The organism is Kitasatospora sp. NPDC051170, assembly GCF_044455705.1.
Classification (GTDB): Bacteria; Actinomycetota; Actinomycetes; order Streptomycetales; family Streptomycetaceae; genus Kitasatospora.
The window spans coordinates 97,310-115,010 of the sequence record NZ_JBITFA010000014.1 but is presented as its reverse complement, the minus strand read 5'-3'; the positions used below and the strand labels follow the sequence as shown (position 1 = coordinate 115,010).

The window sequence follows — 17,701 nt, the reverse complement described above, 5'->3', positions numbered from 1 at the left end:
GATGCACGTCCTCGTGGTGCACAACCGCTACTCCTCGGCGCAGCCGAGCGGAGAGAACAAGGTGGTCGACCAGGAGGTGGCCCTGCTGCGCGAGGGCGGCCACCGGGTGGAGCTGTTCGAGCGGCGCAGCGACACCATCGCCGGGCGCTCGCTGCCGGGCAAGGTGGCGGTGCCGCTGCTGGTGCCGTGGAACCCGGCGGTGCGCCGGGAACTGGCGGCGAAGCTGCGCTCGGAGCGCCCTGATGTCGTGCACGTGCACAACGTGTTCCCGCTGCTGTCGCCGTCGGTGCTGGCGGCCTGCGCGGACGCGGGGGTGCCGGTGGTGGCCACGCTGCACAACTACACCCAGGTCTGCCCGCCGGGCACGCTGCAACGCGACGGGCGGCCGTGCACCGAGTGCGTGGGCGGCTCGCCGCTGCCGGCGGTGAAGCACGGCTGCTACCGCGGCTCGAGCCTGGCGACGGCGCCGCTGGCGGTGAGCCTGGCGGTGAACCGGCGGCGCTGGTGGTCCGGGGTGGAGCGGTTCTTCTGCATCTCGGCCGCCCAGCGCGACGTCCTGGCGCGGGCCGGGATGCCGGCCGAACGGCTCGCGGTGAAGCACAACTTCGTGCCGGACCCGGGGGTCCTGCGCGAGGGCGGGGGCGAGCACGTGCTCTACCTCGGCCGGCTGGCGGAGGCCAAGGGCGTACGGCTGCTGATGGCGGCCTGGGACGAGCTCACCGCCGCCGGCGGGGTGGGCGTGCCGCTGGTCATCGCCGGGACGGGGCCCCTGGAGCAGGAGGTCGCCGCCTGGGCGGCGGGCCGCGGCGACGTGCGCGCCGTGGGCCTGTACGACACCGAGCAGTGCCGGGCCGCGATCGCGCGCTCCGTCGCCGTGGTGGCGCCGTCGACCTGGCTGGAGGCGTTCGGCCTGGTGGTCGTGGAGGCGATGGCGGCCGGGGTGCCGGTCGTGGCCGCCGGCCACGGCGCCTTCGTCGAACTCGTCGAGGACGGGGTGACGGGGCTGCTGCACCGGCCGAACGACGCCTCCTCGCTCGCGGGGAGCCTGCGCCGCATCGCGGCGGAGGCCGGCCGCAACAAGGAGATGGGCTTGGCGGCCCGGAGCCGTTACGAGCAGGGGTTCAGCCCTGCCGTCGGCCTGGAGCGCCTCGTGGAGGGGTACCGGTCCGCGATCGCGGACCGGTCCGGCGGCGCGGAGGGCGCGCCGCCGGTGACGAATGGAAACGCAGGCCCGCGGCGGGGCGACCGCCCGGACAGGAATGGGGACACCACACCATGACACGTTGCCGACTGTGCGGATCGACGGCGTTGGGGAGCGTCGTCGACCTGGGAGCGACCCCGCCGTGCGAGAGCTTCCTCTCCGCCGAGCAGCTGGACCTGCCGGAGACGACGTACCCGCTGCACCTGCGGGTGTGCACGGACTGCTGGCTGGCGCAGATCCCGCCGCTGATCACGCCGGAGGAGACGTTCAAGGAGTACGCGTACTTCTCCTCCTTCTCGACGTCCTGGGTGGAGCACGCCCGCACCTTCGTCGACGGCGCCGTGGAGCGCCTGGGCCTGGGCGAGGACTCCTTCGTGGTCGAGGTGGCGAGCAACGACGGCTACCTGCTGCAACACGTGGTCGGGCGCGGCATCCGCTGCCTGGGCATCGAACCGTCCGTCAACGTCGGCGCCGCGGCCCGCGAGGCGGGCGTGCCCACGCTCACCGAGTTCCTGTCCCCGGAGACGGGCGCGGCGGTGCGCGCCGAGCACGGCCCGGCGAGCCTGGTCGTCGCCAACAACGTGTACGCGCACATCCCCGACGTGGTGGGCTTCACCCAGGGTCTGCGCGCCCTGGTGGCCGACGACGGCTGGGTCTCCATCGAGGTGCAGCACCTGCTGACCCTGATCGAGGAGAACCAGTACGACACGATCTACCACGAGCACTTCCAGTACTACACGGTGGCCTCCGCCATCCAGGCCCTGGCCAGCGGCGGACTCGCCCTGGTGGACGTCGAACTGGTGCCCACGCACGGCGGCTCCATCCGCCTGTGGGCGCGCCCCTCCGAGGTGGCCGGCGAGCCGACGCAGCGGGTCAGCGACGTGCTGGACCGGGAGAAGGCCGCGGGCCTGCGCGAGCTGTCCGGGTACACCGAGTTCTCCGCCCGGGTCGCCAAGGTCCGCCGGGACCTGCTGAGGTTCCTGGTCGAGGCGGCCGAGAACGGCAAGACCGTCGTCGGCTACGGCGCCCCCGGCAAGGGCAACACCCTGCTCAACCACTGCGGCATCCGGCCCGACCTGCTGCCGTACACCGTGGACCGCAACCCGTACAAGCACGGCCGCTTCACCCCGGGCACCCGCATCCCGATCCTGGCGCCCGAGCGGATCGCCGAGGACAAGCCGGACTACGTCCTGATCCTCCCGTGGAACCTGCGGGCCGAGCTGATCGAGCAGTTGTCGTTCGTGCACGAGTGGGGCGGCCGCCTGGTCTTCCCCATCCCGGACCTGAGCATTGTCGAGGTGGGGTCGTGAAGGTCGTCCTGTTCTGCGGCGGTTACGGGCTGCGCATGCGCAGCGGAGCCTCCGACGACGTGCCCAAGCCGATGGCGATGGTCGGCCCTCGGCCGCTGATCTGGCACGTGATGCGCTACTACGCGTACTTCGGGCACACCGAGTTCATCCTGTGCCTGGGCTACGGCGCCCGGCACATCAAGGACTTCTTCCTCAACTACGAGGAGACGGCGTCCAACGACTTCGTCCTGCGCAACGGCAAGCCCGAGCTGCTGTCCACCGACATCTCCTCCTGGACGATCACCTTCGCCCAGACCGGCATCGAGTCGCCGATCGGCGAGCGGCTGCGCCGGGTGCGCCACCACCTGGACGGGGACGAGATGTTCCTCGCCAACTACGCGGACGTGCTCACCGACGCCCCGCTGCCGGAGATGATCGAGAAGTTCTCCCGGCGCGACGCCGGGGCCTCGATGATGGTGGTGCCGCCGCAGTCCTCCTTCCACTGCGTGGAGCTGGGCGAGGACAACCTGGTGGGCGGGATCACGGCGGTGAGCGACATGCCGCTGTGGGAGAACGGCGGCTACTTCGTGCTGCGCCAGGAGGTCTTCGACCACATCCCGGAGAACGGGGACCTCGTCGCCGACGGCTGCGCGGGCCTGGCCAAGCAGGGCCGGCTGGTGGCGCACCAGCACCGCGGCTTCTGGAAGCCGACCGACACCGTCAAGGAGCGCGCCGCCCTGGACGACGCCTACGCCCGGGGCGAGCGCCCGTGGGCCGTGTGGGAGAAGGACGGCGCCGGCTCCGGCCTGAGGACACCGTGATCCGCCTCGCGGCTCCCGGGCTCGGCGGCGTCGTGGCGGTGGGCGCCCACTGCGACGACATCGCCATCGGCGCCGGCGGCACCCTGCTGACGATGTGTCTGGCGCGTCCCGGGCTGCGGGTCGACGCGCTGGTGCTCTCCGGCGGGGGCGGCGAACGGGAGCAGGAGGAGCGGGCCGCGCTCGCCGCCTTCTGCCCCGGCGCCGACCTGCGCCTGACCGTCCTCAAGCTGCCCGACGGGCGGATGCCGGCGCACTGGGACGAGGCCAAGGCCGCGGTGGAGGAGCTGCGCGCGCAGACCGACCCCGGCCTCGTCCTCGCCCCGCGCACCGAGGACGCGCACCAGGACCACCGCGGCCTGGCGAAGCTGATGACCACCGCCTTCCGCGACCACCTGGTCCTCGGCTACGAGATCGTCAAGTGGGACGCCGACCTCGGCCGCCCCACCGCGTACCAGCCGCTGACCACCGAGATCGCCGAACGGAAGGTGCGGCTGCTCCAGGAGCACTACGCCTCCCAGCGCCACCGCCCCTGGTACGACCGGGAGGCGTTCCTCGGGCTGGCGCGCATCCGCGGCATCGAGTGCCACGAGCGCTACGCCGAGGCGTTCGCCACGACCAAACTCACGCTCGACCTCGCGACCCCCGCGACTGCCGCCCTGGAGGGCTGACCCTTGCGCGTACTGCTGACCGGACACCAGGGCTACCTGGGCACCGTGATGGCCCCCGTCCTCGCCGAGGCCGGACACGAGGTCGTCGGGCTGGACTCCGGCCTGTTCGCGGACCGCGTCCTCGGCCCCGCCCCCGCCGACCCGCCCGGGCGCCGGGTCGACCTGCGCGACGTCACCGCCGAGGACGTGGCCGGGGTGGACGCCGTCATCCACCTGGCCGCCCTGTCCAACGACCCGCTGGGCTCGCTGGCCCCCGACCTCACCTACGACATCAACCACCACGCCTCGGTGAAGCTGGCCAGGCTCGCCCGCGAGGCCGGGGTGGAGCGCTTCCTGTACGCCTCCACCTGCTCCGTCTACGGCGCCGCCGGCGGCGACGAGCTGGTCGGCGAGGACGCCCCGCTGCGGCCGGTGACGCCGTACGCGGAGTCCAAGGTGCGCGTCGAGGACGACCTGCACGAGCTGGCCGACGCCGACTTCACCCCGGTGTACATGCGCAACGCCACCGCCTTCGGCTACTCGCCCCGGCTGCGTGCCGACATCGTGCTGAACAACCTGGTCGGCCACGCCCTGCTCTCCGGCGAGGTGCTGGTCCTCTCCGACGGCACGCCGTGGCGCCCGCTGGTGCACGCGGCCGACATCGCCCGGGCCTTCGCGGCCGCGCTGGTCGCGCCCAAGGAGGCCGTGCACGACCGGGCGTTCAACATCGGCAGCGAGGTCAACAACGTCACGGTGGCGGAGATCGCCGGTCAGGTCGCCGAGGCGGTGGAGGGCTCGACGGTGCGCATCACCGGCGAGGCCGGCGCCGACCCGCGCTCCTACCGGGTGGACTTCGCCCGCTTCCGGGCCGCGATCCCCGGCTTCGACTGCGAGTGGACGGTCAAGCGTGGCGCCCTCGAACTCGCCGACGCCTACCGGAAGTTCGGCCTGACCAAGGAGAGCTTCGAGCGGAGCTTCACCCGGCTGGCCGTGCTGCGCGCCGCCACCGAGGCCGGCACCGTGGACGACACCCTGCGGTGGCGCGGGTGACGACCCCCGGGGAGGAGATGGGGGTGGAGATGCACGCCCTGGTGGAGCGGCTGTACCCGCTCTGCCGGAGCATCACCGGCGACGGCGTGCGCGCCACCCTGGACATCGTCGGCGAGTACCTGCCGCTCCAGGTGCACGAAGTCCCCACCGGCACCCAGGTGCTGGACTGGACGGTGCCGCAGGAGTGGAACATCCGCGACGCGTACGTCGCCGACGCCTCCGGCCGGCGGGTCGTCGACCTCGCCGACTCCGCCCTGCACGTGCTCGGCTACAGCGTGCCGGTGGCGGCGACCATGCCGCTCGCCGAGCTGCGCCCGCACCTGTACACCCTGCCCGAGCAGCCCACCCTGGTGCCGTACCGCACCAGTTACTACAAGCCGGAGTGGGGCTTCTGCCTGGCGCAGGAGACCCTGGACGCCCTGCCCGAGGGCGACTACGAGGTGCGGATCGACTCCACCCTCGCCGACGGCCACCTCACCTACGCCGAGCACGTCGTGCCCGGCAGGGTCGCCGAGGAGGTCCTCGTCTCCTGCCACGTCTGCCACCCGGCGCTCGCCAACGACAACATGGCGGGCGTGGCGGTGGCGGTGTTCCTGGCACGGGAGTTGGCGCAGCGCGACCCCTGGTACACCTACCGGTTCGTCTTCGCCCCCGGCACCATCGGGGCGATCACCTGGCTGGCCCGCAACCGGGAGCGGGTGGAGCGGGTGAGGCACGGCCTGGTGCTGGCCTGCGCCGGGGACTCCGGGCAGCTGACGTACAAGCGGAGCCGGCGCGGGGACGCGGAGATCGACCGGGCCGTGGCCCACGTCCTCGCCGCCTCCGAACGCCCGCACGAAATCCGGGAGTTCACCCCGTACGGCTACGACGAGCGGCAGTACTGCTCGCCCGGGTTCGACCTGGGCGTCGGCTCGCTCTGCCGGACCCCGTACGCCGAGTACCCCGAGTACCACACCTCGGGGGACGACCCGGCCTTCGTGAAGCCCGAGGCCCTGGAGGACACCCTCGCGCTCTGCCGGGAGGCGTTCGCCGTGCTCGACCGCAACCGCAGCTACGTCAACCTCAGCCCGTACGGGGAGCCGCAGTTGGGCCGGCGCGGGCTGTACGACTCGCTGGGCGGGCGCAGCGACTCCAAGCAGGCGCAGCTGGCCATGCTCTGGGTGCTCAGCATGTCCGACGGCACGAGGAGCCTGCTGGACGTGGCCGAGCGCTCCGGGCTGCCCTTCGACGCCGTGGCCGCCGCCGCCGACGCCCTCGTGGGCGCCGATCTGATCAAGGCGTGAGGCCGGTGACCACCGAGGAGGAGAAGACAGCCACAGCCGCACCGGCGGGCTCAGTGACACCGGCGGACTCGGCCACACCGGCGGATTCGGCGGCCCAGGCACCCGCGCCCGCCAAGCGGGGCGGCGTCCTCGGCCGGCTGTCCTGGGGGCTGGCCGACCAGGCGGTCTCCAGCATGATCAACTTCGCGGTGGGCATCTACGTCGCCCGCGAGCTGGGCGTGGACGCCTTCGGCGTGTTCAGCCTCGCCTGGCTCACCTACGGCGTCGTGCTCAACGTCTCCCGGGGGCTGGCCACCGACCCGCTGATGGTGCGCTTCAGCGGCGTGCCGGAGGCCGCATGGCGTGCGGCGGCGGGCCGGTCCTCCGGGGCCGCGCTCGCCGTCGGCACCACCCTGGGGGCCGTGTGCGTGCTGGTCGGGCTGGGCCTGGGCGGTGAGGTGGGGACGGCGTTCTCCTGCCTCGGCGTCGCCCTGCCCTGCCTGCTGCTCCAGGACTCCCGGCGGTTCGCCTTCTTCGCCGCCGGGAGCGGCCGGAAGGCGTTCTTCAACGACCTGGTGCAGGGCGTCTCGCTCGTCCCCGCCATGCTCGTCGCGGCGCGCTTCGGCACCGTGGCCGCGTTCATCCTGGCCTGGGGTGCCGCCGCCCTGGCCGCCGCCGGGTACGGCTTCCTGCAGTCCGGCATCCGGCCCCGGCTCACCGAGGCCCGCGGCTGGCTGCGCGAGCAGCGCGACCTCGGCAGCCGGTACCTGGTGGAGAACGTCAGCCTCAGCGGCGCCGGCCAGCTGCGGGCGTACGGCCTCGGCGCCATCGTCGGGGTCGCCGCGGTGGGCGCCGTCCGGGGCGCCGAACTCCTGCAGGGGCCCTTCCTCGCCCTGCTGATGGGCCTGTCCCTGGTCACCGTCGCGGAAGCGGCCCGGGTCCTGCGGCAGTCGCCCGAGCGGCTCGGCCGGTTCTGCTTCCTGCTGGGCGGCGGGCAGGCCGGCGCCGCCCTGCTCTGGGGATCGGCGCTGCTGCTGATGCCCGACCGGCTCGGCGAGATGGTCCTCGGCGACGTCTGGCACGACGCCTCCCCGCTCATCCTGCCCGCCACCCTCGGCGTCGCGGGCGCGGGCCTGGGCAGCGGCGCCGCGGCCGGCCTGCGCGCCCTCGCCGCCGCCCGGCGCAGCCTGCGCTGCCAGCTCTTCGCCTCCGCCTGCTACCTGGGCGGGGGCCTCGGCGGCGCCGCCCTGGCCGGCACGGTCGGCTCCGCCTGGGGCGTCGCCACCGCCACGGCCTGCGGCGCGGCCCTGTGGTGGCTGCAACTGCGGGCCGCCCTGCGCGAGCACCTCAGCAATCTGAACACACCCCCGAAGTGAGGACGCAATGACCGCCGTTCCCCGGTTGAGCATCGGGCTGCCCGTCTACAACGGCGAGGAGTACCTCGCCGAGTCCCTCGACGCCCTGCTCGGCCAGACCTACGCGGACTTCGAGCTGGTCATCTCCGACAACGCCTCAACCGACACCACCGAGGACATCTGCCGCGACTACGCCGCGAAGGACTCGCGCATCCGCTACCTGCGGCTGCCGCGCAACATCGGCGCCGCGCCGAACCACAACCACGTCTTCACCCAGTGCCGCGGCGAGCTCTTCAAGTGGGCCTCCCACGACGACCTCTACGCCCGGGACCTGCTGCTGCGCTGCGTGGAGGCCCTCGACGAGCGCCCGGACGTCATCCTCGCCCACTCCGACCAGGCCGTCATCGACGAGACCGGCAAGGTCAAGGTGCCCTACGCGTACGGGCTGGCCACCGACTCGCCGTCCGCCCCCGTGCGCTTCCGCAGCCTGCTCTTCGAGCCCGGCGGCGACGACTTCTACGGCGTGATGCGCGCCGACGTGCTGCGCCGCGTCAAGCCGCACGACAGCTACCACCACGCCGACCGCACCTTCGTCGCCGAGCTCACCCTGCACGGCCCCTTCCACCAGGTGCCCGAGCTGCTGTACTTCCGCCGCGACCACCCCACCCGCGCCGAGCGAGCCAACCCCTCCAAGCGCTCCCGCTGCGTCAACCTGGACCCGCGCCGGGCGGGCCTGCTGCACCCGACGCCGCGGCTGCTCGTCGAGTACGTCTGGGGCTTCGTCGAGGCGATCCGGCGGGCGCCGCTGTCCCCGCGGGACCGGCGCGAGTGCTACCGGGCGCTGGGCTCCTGGCTGACCAGCCGCCGTCGCCCGGGCGCCGGCGAGCGGGTCGAGGACCGTGCCCCCGTCGTGCCCCCCGAGGTCGCCGTCTCCGTGGACGACCTGGTGGCCGGGCGCGAGGGGCGGCGCCCGTGACCTCCGCACGCCCGGTGCTCGCGGGGAAGGTGCGCGCGGGGAAGGTGCGCGCGGGGAAGGTGCGCGTGGGGGTGTTCGGCCTGCTCGGCTCCGGCAACCTCGGCAACGACGGCTCGCTGGAGGCCGTCCTCGGCTACCTGCGCGACCGGCACCCGGACGCCGTGGTGGACGCGCTGTGCGGAGGCCCCGAGGTCGTCACCGCCCGCTACCGCATCCCCGCCACCCGCCTGCACTGGTACCGCGGGGAGTACCGCACCGCCTCGCGCCTGGGCTCCGTCCTCGGCAAGGGCGCGGGCAAGCTCGTCGACGTGGTGCGCACCGCCGCCTGGGTGCGCCGGCACGACGTGGTGATCGTCCCCGGCATGGGCGTCCTGGAGGCCACCCTGCCGCTGCGCCCCTGGGGCTTCCCGTACGCGCTGTTCCTGCTCTGCGCCTCCGGCCGGCTCCTCGGCACCAGGGTGGCGCTGGTCGGCGTCGGCGCCGCCCCGATCCGCGACGGCGCCGTCCGGGCCCTGGTGCGCCGCTCGGCGCGGCTGGCCGCGTACCGCTCCTACCGGGACGAGCTGTCCCGCGAGGCGATGCGGGAGATGGGCGTGGACGTCTCCCGGGACGCCGTCCACCCCGACCTCGCCTTCTCGCTGCCCGCGCCGCCCGCCGTCGAGGACCGGGACGGGCGGGTCTGCGTGGGCGTCATGGACTTCCACGGCGCCAACGACGACCGCGCCGAGGCCGAGGAGATCCACCGCCGCTACGTCGAGGGGACCACCCGCTTCGTGCGCACCCTCGTCGAGGACGGGCGGCCGGTGCGGCTGCTCACCGGCGACGGGGCGGACACCGCGGTGGTCACCGCGATCCTCGAGGCCGTCGGCTCCCCGCTGGTCACCGCCTCCCCCGCGGCCTCGCTGGCCGAGCTGATGGCGGAGGCGGCCGCCGCCGACGCCGTCGTGGCGACCAGGTACCACAACCTGGTCTGCGCCCTGAAGGCCGGCGTCCCGACGCTCTCCCTCAGCTACGCGGCCAAGAGCGACGCCCTGATGACCGGGATGGGCCTGGGCGCCCACCGGCACCCGGCCCGCGAGGTCGACGCCGAGCGGCTGACCGAACAGTTCCGCGAGCTGGAGAAGAACGCGGCCGAGCTGCGGCAGACCCTCGCCGAGCACAACGAGGCCGCCGTCCGGCGCCTCGACCAGCAGTTCACCGCCCTGACCGCGGCCCTCTTCCCGAAGGAACCCTCTTGAAGGTGACCGAAGTCCCGGCGATCGCCGGCGCCTACCTGTTCGAACCGACGCCCTACGCCGACGAGCGCGGCTTCTTCTGCCGCACCTTCGACGCCGAGGTGCTGCGCTCCGTCGGCATCGACCCGAACGCCTTCGTCCAGCACAGCGTCTCCCGCTCGGTGAAGGGCGTGCTGCGGGGCCTGCACCTGCGCTCCGGCGCCGGCGAGGCCAAGCTGGTGCGCTGCTCCCACGGGGAGGTCTTCGACGTGGTCGTGGACCTGCGGCCCGGCTCGCCGACGTACCGCAACGTCGCCACCTTCGCGCTCTCCGGCGAGACCCAGGCCAGCGTCTACATCCCGGCCGGCTGCGCGCACGGCTTCCAGGCGCTGACCGACGCCGACGTCTCCTACCGGATCGACCGCCCGCACGACCCGGCCGAGGACGTGACGATCGCCTTCGACGACCCGGAGCTCGCCGTCCCCTGGCCGCTGCCGCCCGTATCGATGTCCAAGCGGGACCAGGAGGCGCCGAGCCTCGCCGAGGCCCTGGCGCCGGCCCCGTCGCCCGAGGAGAACCGAACCCATGACCGCTGACGACTTCGAGCTGCCCAGGTCCCGGGCGGCCAACGAGCGGCTGCACGCGCTCGTCCCCGGCGGCGCGCACACCTACGCCAAGGGCGACGACCAGTACCCGGAGCACCTCGCCCCGGTCATCAGCCACGGCCACGGCGCCCACGTGTGGGACGTCGACGGCAACCGCTACGTCGAGTACGGCTCCGGCCTGCGCGCCGTCAGCCTCGGCCACGCCCACCCGCGGGTCACCGAGGCCGTCCGGCACGAACTCGACCGGGGCAGCAACTTCGCCCGCCCGTCCATCCTCGAACTCGAGGCCGCGGAACGGTTCCTGGCCACCGTGCCCACCGCCGAGATGGTGAAGTTCGCCAAGAACGGCTCCGACGTCACCACCGCCGCCGTCCGCCTCGCCCGCGCCGCCACCGGCCGCTCCCGGGTGGCGATCTGCGCCGACCACCCGTTCTTCTCCACCGACGACTGGTTCATCGGCACCACCCCGATGGACGCCGGCATCCCCGCCGCCATCACCGACCTCACCGTCTCCTTCCCCTACGGGGACCTCGCCGCCACCGAGGAACTGCTCACCCGGCACCGCGGCGAGATCGCCTGCCTGATCCTCGAACCCGCCGGCCACGCCGAACCCGCCCCCGGCTACCTCGCGGGCCTGCGCGAACTCGCCGACCGGCACGGCTGCGTGCTCGTCTTCGACGAGATGATCACGGGCCTGCGCTGGTCCGAGGCCGGCGCCCAGGGCCTGTACGGCGTCGTCCCCGACCTCTCCACCTTCGGCAAGGCCCTCGGCAACGGCTTCGCCGTCTCCGCCCTCGCCGGGCGCCGCGACCTGATGGAACGCGGCGGGCTGCGCCACGCCGGGGACCGGGTCTTCCTGCTCTCCACCACCCACGGCGCCGAGACCCACGCCCTGGCCGCCGCCATGGCCGTGCAGACCACCTACGTCGAGGAGGGCATCAGCGCCCGGCTGCACGCCCTCGGCGAGCAGCTCGCGGCGGGCGTGCGGGAGGCTTCGGCCGGGATGGGCACCGGCGAGCACGTCGTCGTCCGGGGCCGGGCCAGCAACCTGGTCTTCGCGACCCTGGACGAGCACGGGCGGCCCTCGCAGGAGTACCGCACCCTCTTCCTGCGCCAGCTGCTGGCGGGCGGGGTGCTCGCCCCCTCCTTCGTGGTGAGCAGCGCCCTGACGGACGCCGACATCGCGCAGACCGTGGAGGCGGTGGCCGCCGCCTGCGCCGTCTACCGCAAGGCCCTGGACGCCGGGGACCCCACCCCCTGGATGGGCGGCCGCCCGGTCAAGCCGGTGTTCCGCCGCCGCGCCTGACGCGGGTCCCGTCAGCTACCCGGCCGACCAGCCAGGCGGTCGCCGGCACCGCCGCCAGCGCGGTGCACCAGCCGCCGAGCGCGTCGGTCGGGTAGTGCGCGCCCAGCACCACCTGCGCCCAGCCCATCACCGCGCCGGCCGCCAGCGCGATGCCCGTGCCGAGCCCCGCCCGGCCTTCTCGGTGGCTCGTCACGGCCATCGCCACGGCCAGGGCGAGCGCGGTGAAGAACGCCGTGTGGCCGCTCGGGTAGGACAGGTTCTGCGGTCCGTGGATGGTGCGCCCCACCACGTGCTTGAGCACCGTCGCCGTCCCCACGGCCAGGGCGACGCTTCCCACGACCACCGCCGCCGCCCGGGGCCGCCGCAGCGCCAGGAAGCACACCACCACGGCCGCGACCAGCAGCGTCGAGCCGACGGGCTCCCCCAGCCAGTCCATCGCGTGCGCGAAGCCTCGCCACGGCGAGCGCAGCCCGTACAGCTCCTGCCCGAGCCTGCCGTCCACCGGCCCCGGCTGCCCCTTGCCCGCGAACCACAGGCCCAGCAGCACCACCACCGCCCCCGCGGCCACCCCGAGCCATCCCCGCCACCGCTCCAACGCCCGCCCCGTTCCTCGCCGTTGGGCCCCATTCAAACGCATGGCGGGCCAGGATTCCCATTTCATGTCACATTGACGATAATGACCGCCATGAGCACGGACGAGCGCAGCCCACAACAGGCATCCCTGGAAGCCGAGATCGCCCGCCTGAGCGCCCTCATCGGGCTCACCCCCTACCAGACCCCCGACTTCACCTATCTGGAGGGCGCCACCCCCGCCATGTTCGTCGACCCCGACGGCACCCTCCACCAGCGCTACTTCGAACGCGGCGAACTGGTCACCGAGCGCTCCACCCGCGACCCCGACGAACTCCTCTACTGGGCCTTCGAAGCCGCCACCGCCCACGTCGCCCACTTCTGGGCCGAGGCCCACCCCGAGGAACCCGGCGACCACACCACCCGCAAGCTCTCCCTCCTCCACGCCCTCCACCCCCACTGGGCCATCCGCTTCCACGGCGAACTCACCTCCCCCCACCCCGAACTCACCCTTCCCCCACCCGCACCCACCTTCGACGCCCCCACCCCACCCCGCCCCTGGTGGCGCCGCCTGCTCGGTTGAACCACCCGCCCACGGCCGCCACCGGTCAGCATCCGTACTAGTGTCGTGAGCGCGCCGAGTCCGCCCACCGTGGCCGGGCCCGGCGCGGCGGGTGTTCGTCTACTGGGGGCTGAAGCGGATGAGGATGACGTTCGGGCTGCTGGGCCCCTTGACGGTCGCCGCGGACTCCGTGCCGCAGCCGCTGCCGCGCGCCACCGTCCTGCGGGGGCTGCTGGGGGCGCTGCTGCTCGCCGAGGGGGAGCGGCTGCCGGTGGGGCGACTGCTGGAGCTGGTGTGGGCGGGGCAGGACCGGGTGGGCCGGGGGGCGGTGCACACGGGGATGTCCCGGCTGCGCACCTGGCTGGGCCGGTTCGGGGACGAGACGGTGGCGCTCGAGTCCGACGCCCAGGGGTACCGGCTGCTGACCGCGCCCGACGCCGTGGACCTCGCCCGCTTCCGCGCCCTCGCCGCCGACGGCCGCCTCGCCGAGGCCCTCGCCCTGCGCCGAGGCCGGGTGCTCGCAGGCCTGGAGCGCGTCCACCGCGAGGACCCGCTGGCCACGGCCGTCGAAGCGGCCGTCCGCGCCGCCGTCCTGTCCCTGGCCGAAACCTCGCTGGCCACCGGCGCGCCTCGCACCGCCGTCCCCGCCGTCCCCGCCCTGACGGCCCTGACGGCCTTCGCCGACGAGCACCCCTTCGACGAGCCCGTCCACGCCGCCCTGCTGCGCCTGCTCGCCGCCGACGGGCGCGCCGCCGAGGCCCTGCGCCGCTTCCAGTCGCTGCGCCGGCGGCTCTCCGAGGAGCTGGGCATCGAGCCCGGCGAGCAGGTGCAGTCCGTCTTCCTCGCCCTCCTCGCCCAGGACCGCGCCGGCCGCCACGCCACCCCAGGAGCACCCCGCACCCCCTCCCAACTCCCCGGCGACGTCCCCGACTTCACCGGACGCGAGGAGCAGGTGCGGCTCGTCCTGGACACCCTGGCCGCCGGTCTCGTCCCCGTCGTCTCCGGCATGGGCGGCATCGGCAAGACCGCGCTCGCCGTCCACACCGCCCACCGCGCCGCCGCCCGCCACCCCGACGGTCGCCTCTACGCGGACCTGCGCGGCGCCGACGAGCGCCCCGCCGACCCCGCCCGCGTCCTCGCCGCCTTCCTGCGCGCCCTCGGCGCCGACGCCCGGGAGATCCCCGAGTCCCTCGACGAACGCTCCGCGCTCTACCGCACCCTGCTCGCCGGCCGCCGCGTGCTCGTCCTCCTCGACAACGCCGCCGACGAGCAGCAGCTCAGACCGCTGCTCCCCACCACGCCCGCGCAGGGCGAGGACGGCCCCGCCGTCCTCGTCACCAGCCGCTCCGCGCTCACCACCCTGCCCGGCACCCGGCTCGTCGACCTCGGCGAACTCGACTCCGCCCAGGCCCAGTCGCTGCTGCGCCGCATCCTCGGCGACGCCCGCGTGGCCGCCGAGCCGCTCGCCGCCGCCCGGATCGCCGAGCTGTGCGGCGGCATGCCCCTGGCCGTCCGCATCGCCGGGGCCCGCCTGGCCGCCCGCCCCCGCTGGACCCTGGCCCGCCTCGCGGACCTGCTGGCCGACGAACGCCGCCGCCTCGACGAACTGGCCGCCGGAGACCTCGCCGTCCGGGCCGGCTTCGCCGTCGGCTACGCCCGCCTGAGCGAGCCCACCCGCCGCACGTTCCGGCTGCTCGGCCTGCTGGACGCCCCCGACTTCGCACCCTGGGTGGCGGCGGCCGTCACCGACACGCCCCTGGAGGAGGCGCAGCAGCGCCTGGAGGAACTGATCGACGCCCAGCTCCTCCAGGAGACCGGCACCGAGCCCCACCTGCGCTACCGCTTCCACGACCTCGTGCGCCTCTACGCCCGCGAACACGCCCAGGCCACGGACGAGCCGGGCGCGCGCGGCGCCGCGCTCCAGCGGGCCTTCGGCGCCTGGCTCTGGCTGGCCGAGCAGGCGTCCGACCAGGTGCCCGGGCCCTGCTTCGCCCCGCTCCACGGCGACGCGCCCCGCCACCGGCTGCCCTCCGCCCTCACCGCCGCCCTGCTGGACGACCCGACGGCCTGGTTCGACGCCGAACAGCCCGCCCTGAACGCGAGCGCCCGCCAGGCGGCCGGGCTGCGCCTGGCCTCGGTGGCCTGGGACCTGGCCGCCTGCCAGGAGAAGTACTGCGACGTACGGGGCCTCTACGACGACTGGCACAGCACGCACCTCGCCGCCCTCAACGCCTGCCGCGCGGCCGGGGACGTCCTGGGCGAGGCCGTGCTCACCCGGGGCCTGCTCGAGGTGACCACCTGGACGACCCCGGGCGACGGCTCCCAGACGATGGTGGCCCTGCACGGCCGCGCCGAGGAGCTGCTGACCCTGTTCGAGCGGGTGGGCGAGCCCCGCGGAAGCGCCGACGCCCTGGTCCTGTCCGCCTGGAGCCTGGTGGCCCAGGGGCGCGAGCAGGAGGCCCTGGACGCCGCCCACCGCGCCCTGGAGCTGGGTGCCCTCCACGACCACCCGGGCGGCCAGGCCAAGGCCCACCAGATCATCGCCGTCGCCTACGGCGAGAGCGACCTCGACCGCACCATCGAGCACCTCACCGAAACCCTGCGCCTGGCCCGCATGATCGGCAACACCCGCTTCGAGGCCACCGCCATCCAGTTCCTCGGCGCCGCCCACGGCCGCAACGGCCGGGTCGAGCACGGCTGCGAGCTGCTCGCCCGCTCCCTGGCCATGGCCCGCTCCCTCCAGGACCGCTACGCGGAGGCGTTCTCCCTCCTCTACCTGGCCACCTTCCAGGCGGCCACCGGCGACCCCCGCGCCCGGGAGAACGCCGAGGCGGCCCTGGCCATCGCCCGCCGCTTCGCCATGGGCCACCACCTCGCCCACGCCCTCGGCGTCCTCGGCGAGCTGGACCTCGCCGCCGGCGACCACACCTCCGCCATCGCCCGCCTCGAGGAGTCCGTCCTGATCTGGCGCGCCCGCGGCTGGCGCTCCTTCCTCGCCGCCGCCCTGCACACCCTCGCCCGCGCCTACGACCGCGCCGGCCTGCCCGACTCCGCCACCCGCGCCCTCGCCGAGGCCCGCGAACTCGCCGACACCCTCCCGGCCACCGATCGGTAAGGAGTCGGCGGGCGATCGGTAAGCGATCGGTAAGACTTCCCGTCCTACGGTCGAAAAGCCGCACGGCACAGGCGCCTCCACGACGCGCCGGCCGTCGGGGCGCGCCCGTGGACCAGACCGCTCACCGCCGCCCCCGAGGCACCCGGTCGGGTCCGCACAGGGGACGGACCCGGCCGGACCCGTTCACTGCGCCCCGGTTCACTGCGCCCCGTTCACTCCACGTGGGTGGCGATCACGGTCCAGGCAGCGGGCGAGGAGTCGGTCGAGGAGTCGGTCGAGGAGTCGTCCAGCCGCAGGTCGAAGGCGAAGGCCACCGGGCCGCGCTTGTGCGCGTCGCCGCGCAGCACCTCCTCGCTGCGCCGGTCGACCTCGTAGTAGACGCCCTCCGCGTCGACCGCGACGCGGAAGACGACCGGATCGCGCGAGACCAGCGAGCGCACCGTGACCGACCGGACGACGGCGTCGCGCATGACCGTCCGGTTCACCGTGCGCACGGACGTGAAGTCCAGGCTGCCGTCGTTCATGACCCACTCCTCGAGGAACCGCTCGACGGCCACCTCGAGAACCGCCCGGTCGAACCGGCCGTCGAGCACGCTCAGGTCCCCGACGGCGGCGTCGGCGTCCGTGCTCCAGGAGATGTTGGTGAGCGACAGGATGTCGCCCGCGCCCTTGACCGCCGTCCTCCCGGCCACCTCGAGCACCGCCTCCCGGGCGACCTCCTTCTGGTCCCAGCCGTCCGTCTCGACGGCGTCGGTCAGGTGGTGCGCGCCCTCGGCCGCCTGCTCCACCGACGAGACGATCCACTCCCCGGCCGGGCTCTTGCGCAGCGTCCAGTACTCGACCGGGCGCGTCGAGTCGTCCTTGCGCACGGCGTCCGGGCGGTTGGCGCGGCGCACGTAGTCCCTGAGCGTCGCGGAGACCCGGAAGGTCACGGTGTCGTTCACCTCGCCCGCGCGGTTCGCGACACCGACGAGCTCGACCGCCGGGCCGGAGACGATCTCCACGACGTTGACCTCGCCGCGGGACTCGTAGTCGCGGAGCTCGTCGGCCCACTTGCCGTAGAGCACCGGGGAGAGGATCTGCCGCAACGTGGCGTGGTCGTGCCGGGTCCAGGCCTCCTGGGCGGTCGTGTACAGCCACACCGCCCGCTGCTCGAGCGCGGCGCGGTCGAAGGTCGCGTCCGTGTCGGCGACGGCATCGACCCGGGCCCCGACCTGGACGGCCCGCTCCCGCGCCTGCGCGTCCGCGAGATGCGCCGTACGGTCCGACACCGTGTTCAGGCCGACCGCCTGCGCCGTCTTCCGGCGCCGGTGCATGAACCACACGAACAGGAGGAGCAGGACCACGACCACCAGCAGGACGACGAACCCGCCGCCACCGCTGCCGGCCCCGAACCCGAAGCCGAATCCGCCGGTCGACCCGTGAAGGCCGCCACCGTGGCTGCCCCCACCGCCGCCGCTGCCGTGACTGCCCCCACCGCCGCTGAACCCGTGGCTGCCGCCGCCACCGCGGGCGTACGCGACCGCCGGGCTGCTCAGCGCGACGACTCCAGCGACCACCGTTGTCCACCGACGGGCGTGCACGGGATTCCCCCTTCACGAAACAGAGCTGTTCCCTACGAGCCTACAATTCGGGCCCCGAACAGCCCCAGGCCGGTGACAGCGGCCAGAAATGCCACTACGCCGGTAGTGGCACTACATCCGTAGTGCCACTACCGGCGTAGTGCCG

At 74.1% G+C, this 17,701-nt stretch carries 15 protein-coding genes; 13 read left to right on the top strand and 2 right to left on the bottom strand.

The features are described from left to right. The first annotated feature begins 1 nt into the window (after position 1). The 11 genes from ACIBCA_RS27200 to ACIBCA_RS27150 all read left to right on the top strand — a co-directional run bounded on the left by ACIBCA_RS27200 (position 2) and on the right by ACIBCA_RS27150 (position 11,726). Positions 2–1,279 (top strand): glycosyltransferase, encoded by a 1,278-nt coding sequence (locus ACIBCA_RS27200; RefSeq protein WP_396285632.1) that lies wholly within the window; start codon positions 2–4, stop codon positions 1,277–1,279. Next, on the top strand, positions 1,276–2,511 hold the full coding sequence (locus ACIBCA_RS27195) for a class I SAM-dependent methyltransferase (RefSeq protein WP_396285631.1): 1,236 nt from the start codon (positions 1,276–1,278) through the stop codon (positions 2,509–2,511). The genes ACIBCA_RS27200 and ACIBCA_RS27195 overlap by 4 nt, the downstream gene beginning before the upstream one ends. Then, the gene (locus ACIBCA_RS27190) at positions 2,508–3,311 is read left to right on the top strand and encodes a glucose-1-phosphate cytidylyltransferase (RefSeq protein ID WP_396285630.1); all 804 of its coding nucleotides are present in this window, start codon (positions 2,508–2,510) and stop codon (positions 3,309–3,311) included. The genes ACIBCA_RS27195 and ACIBCA_RS27190 overlap by 4 nt, the downstream gene beginning before the upstream one ends. After that, the gene (locus ACIBCA_RS27185) at positions 3,308–3,979 is read left to right on the top strand and encodes a PIG-L deacetylase family protein (protein WP_396285629.1); all 672 of its coding nucleotides are present in this window, start codon (positions 3,308–3,310) and stop codon (positions 3,977–3,979) included. Before ACIBCA_RS27190 ends, ACIBCA_RS27185 begins: the two co-directional genes overlap by 4 nt. Positions 3,980–3,982: 3 nt before the next feature. Continuing rightward, positions 3,983–5,008 (top strand): NAD-dependent epimerase/dehydratase family protein, encoded by a 1,026-nt coding sequence (locus tag ACIBCA_RS27180; RefSeq protein WP_396285628.1) that lies wholly within the window; start codon positions 3,983–3,985, stop codon positions 5,006–5,008. 17 nt (positions 5,009–5,025) lie between these two features. Beyond that, entirely contained in the window at positions 5,026–6,291 is a 1,266-nt protein-coding gene (locus ACIBCA_RS27175; protein ID WP_396285729.1) for a DUF4910 domain-containing protein, read from the top strand. A gap of 5 nt (positions 6,292–6,296) precedes the next feature. Continuing rightward, positions 6,297–7,646 (top strand): hypothetical protein, encoded by a 1,350-nt coding sequence (locus ACIBCA_RS27170; RefSeq protein ID WP_396285627.1) that lies wholly within the window; start codon positions 6,297–6,299, stop codon positions 7,644–7,646. A gap of 7 nt (positions 7,647–7,653) precedes the next feature. Further along, the gene (locus ACIBCA_RS27165) at positions 7,654–8,601 is read left to right on the top strand and encodes a glycosyltransferase family 2 protein (RefSeq protein ID WP_396285626.1); all 948 of its coding nucleotides are present in this window, start codon (positions 7,654–7,656) and stop codon (positions 8,599–8,601) included. Positions 8,602–8,666: 65 nt separating this feature from the next. Beyond that, positions 8,667–9,839 carry a polysaccharide pyruvyl transferase family protein gene (locus ACIBCA_RS27160; RefSeq protein ID WP_396285728.1) on the top strand — a complete coding sequence of 391 codons (1,173 nt, stop codon included), beginning with the start codon at positions 8,667–8,669 and terminating at the stop codon, positions 9,837–9,839. Continuing rightward, positions 9,836–10,411 (top strand): dTDP-4-dehydrorhamnose 3,5-epimerase, encoded by a 576-nt coding sequence (gene rfbC / locus ACIBCA_RS27155; protein ID WP_396285625.1) that lies wholly within the window; start codon positions 9,836–9,838, stop codon positions 10,409–10,411. The genes ACIBCA_RS27160 and rfbC overlap by 4 nt, the downstream gene beginning before the upstream one ends. After that, positions 10,401–11,726, top strand: a complete 1,326-nt coding sequence (locus ACIBCA_RS27150) for a glutamate-1-semialdehyde 2,1-aminomutase (protein ID WP_396285624.1) — start codon at positions 10,401–10,403, stop codon at positions 11,724–11,726. The genes rfbC and ACIBCA_RS27150 overlap by 11 nt, the downstream gene beginning before the upstream one ends. Here ACIBCA_RS27150 and ACIBCA_RS27145 read toward each other — a convergent pair. Then, entirely contained in the window at positions 11,698–12,294 is a 597-nt protein-coding gene (locus tag ACIBCA_RS27145) for a phosphatase PAP2 family protein (protein WP_396285623.1), read from the bottom strand. The genes ACIBCA_RS27150 and ACIBCA_RS27145 overlap by 29 nt on opposite strands. Before the next feature lie 117 nt (positions 12,295–12,411). On the opposite strand from ACIBCA_RS27145, the gene ACIBCA_RS27140 reads away from it, so the two are divergent. Together ACIBCA_RS27140 and ACIBCA_RS27135 are read left to right on the top strand one after the other, a co-directional pair. Continuing rightward, complete coding sequence (locus ACIBCA_RS27140) at positions 12,412–12,879, top strand: hypothetical protein (protein WP_396285622.1); 468 nt, start codon at positions 12,412–12,414, stop codon at positions 12,877–12,879. 118 nt (positions 12,880–12,997) lie between these two features. After that, positions 12,998–15,973: an ATP-binding protein gene (locus ACIBCA_RS27135; protein WP_396285621.1), complete on the top strand. Its 2,976-nt coding sequence runs from the start codon at positions 12,998–13,000 to the stop codon at positions 15,971–15,973. Between the two features lie 212 nt (positions 15,974–16,185). Here ACIBCA_RS27135 and ACIBCA_RS27130 read toward each other — a convergent pair whose 3' ends face one another. Beyond that, positions 16,186–17,532 carry a Tim44-like domain-containing protein gene (locus ACIBCA_RS27130; protein WP_396285620.1) on the bottom strand — a complete coding sequence of 449 codons (1,347 nt, stop codon included), beginning with the start codon at positions 17,530–17,532 and terminating at the stop codon, positions 16,186–16,188. Between the last annotated feature and the right edge of the window lie 169 nt (positions 17,533–17,701).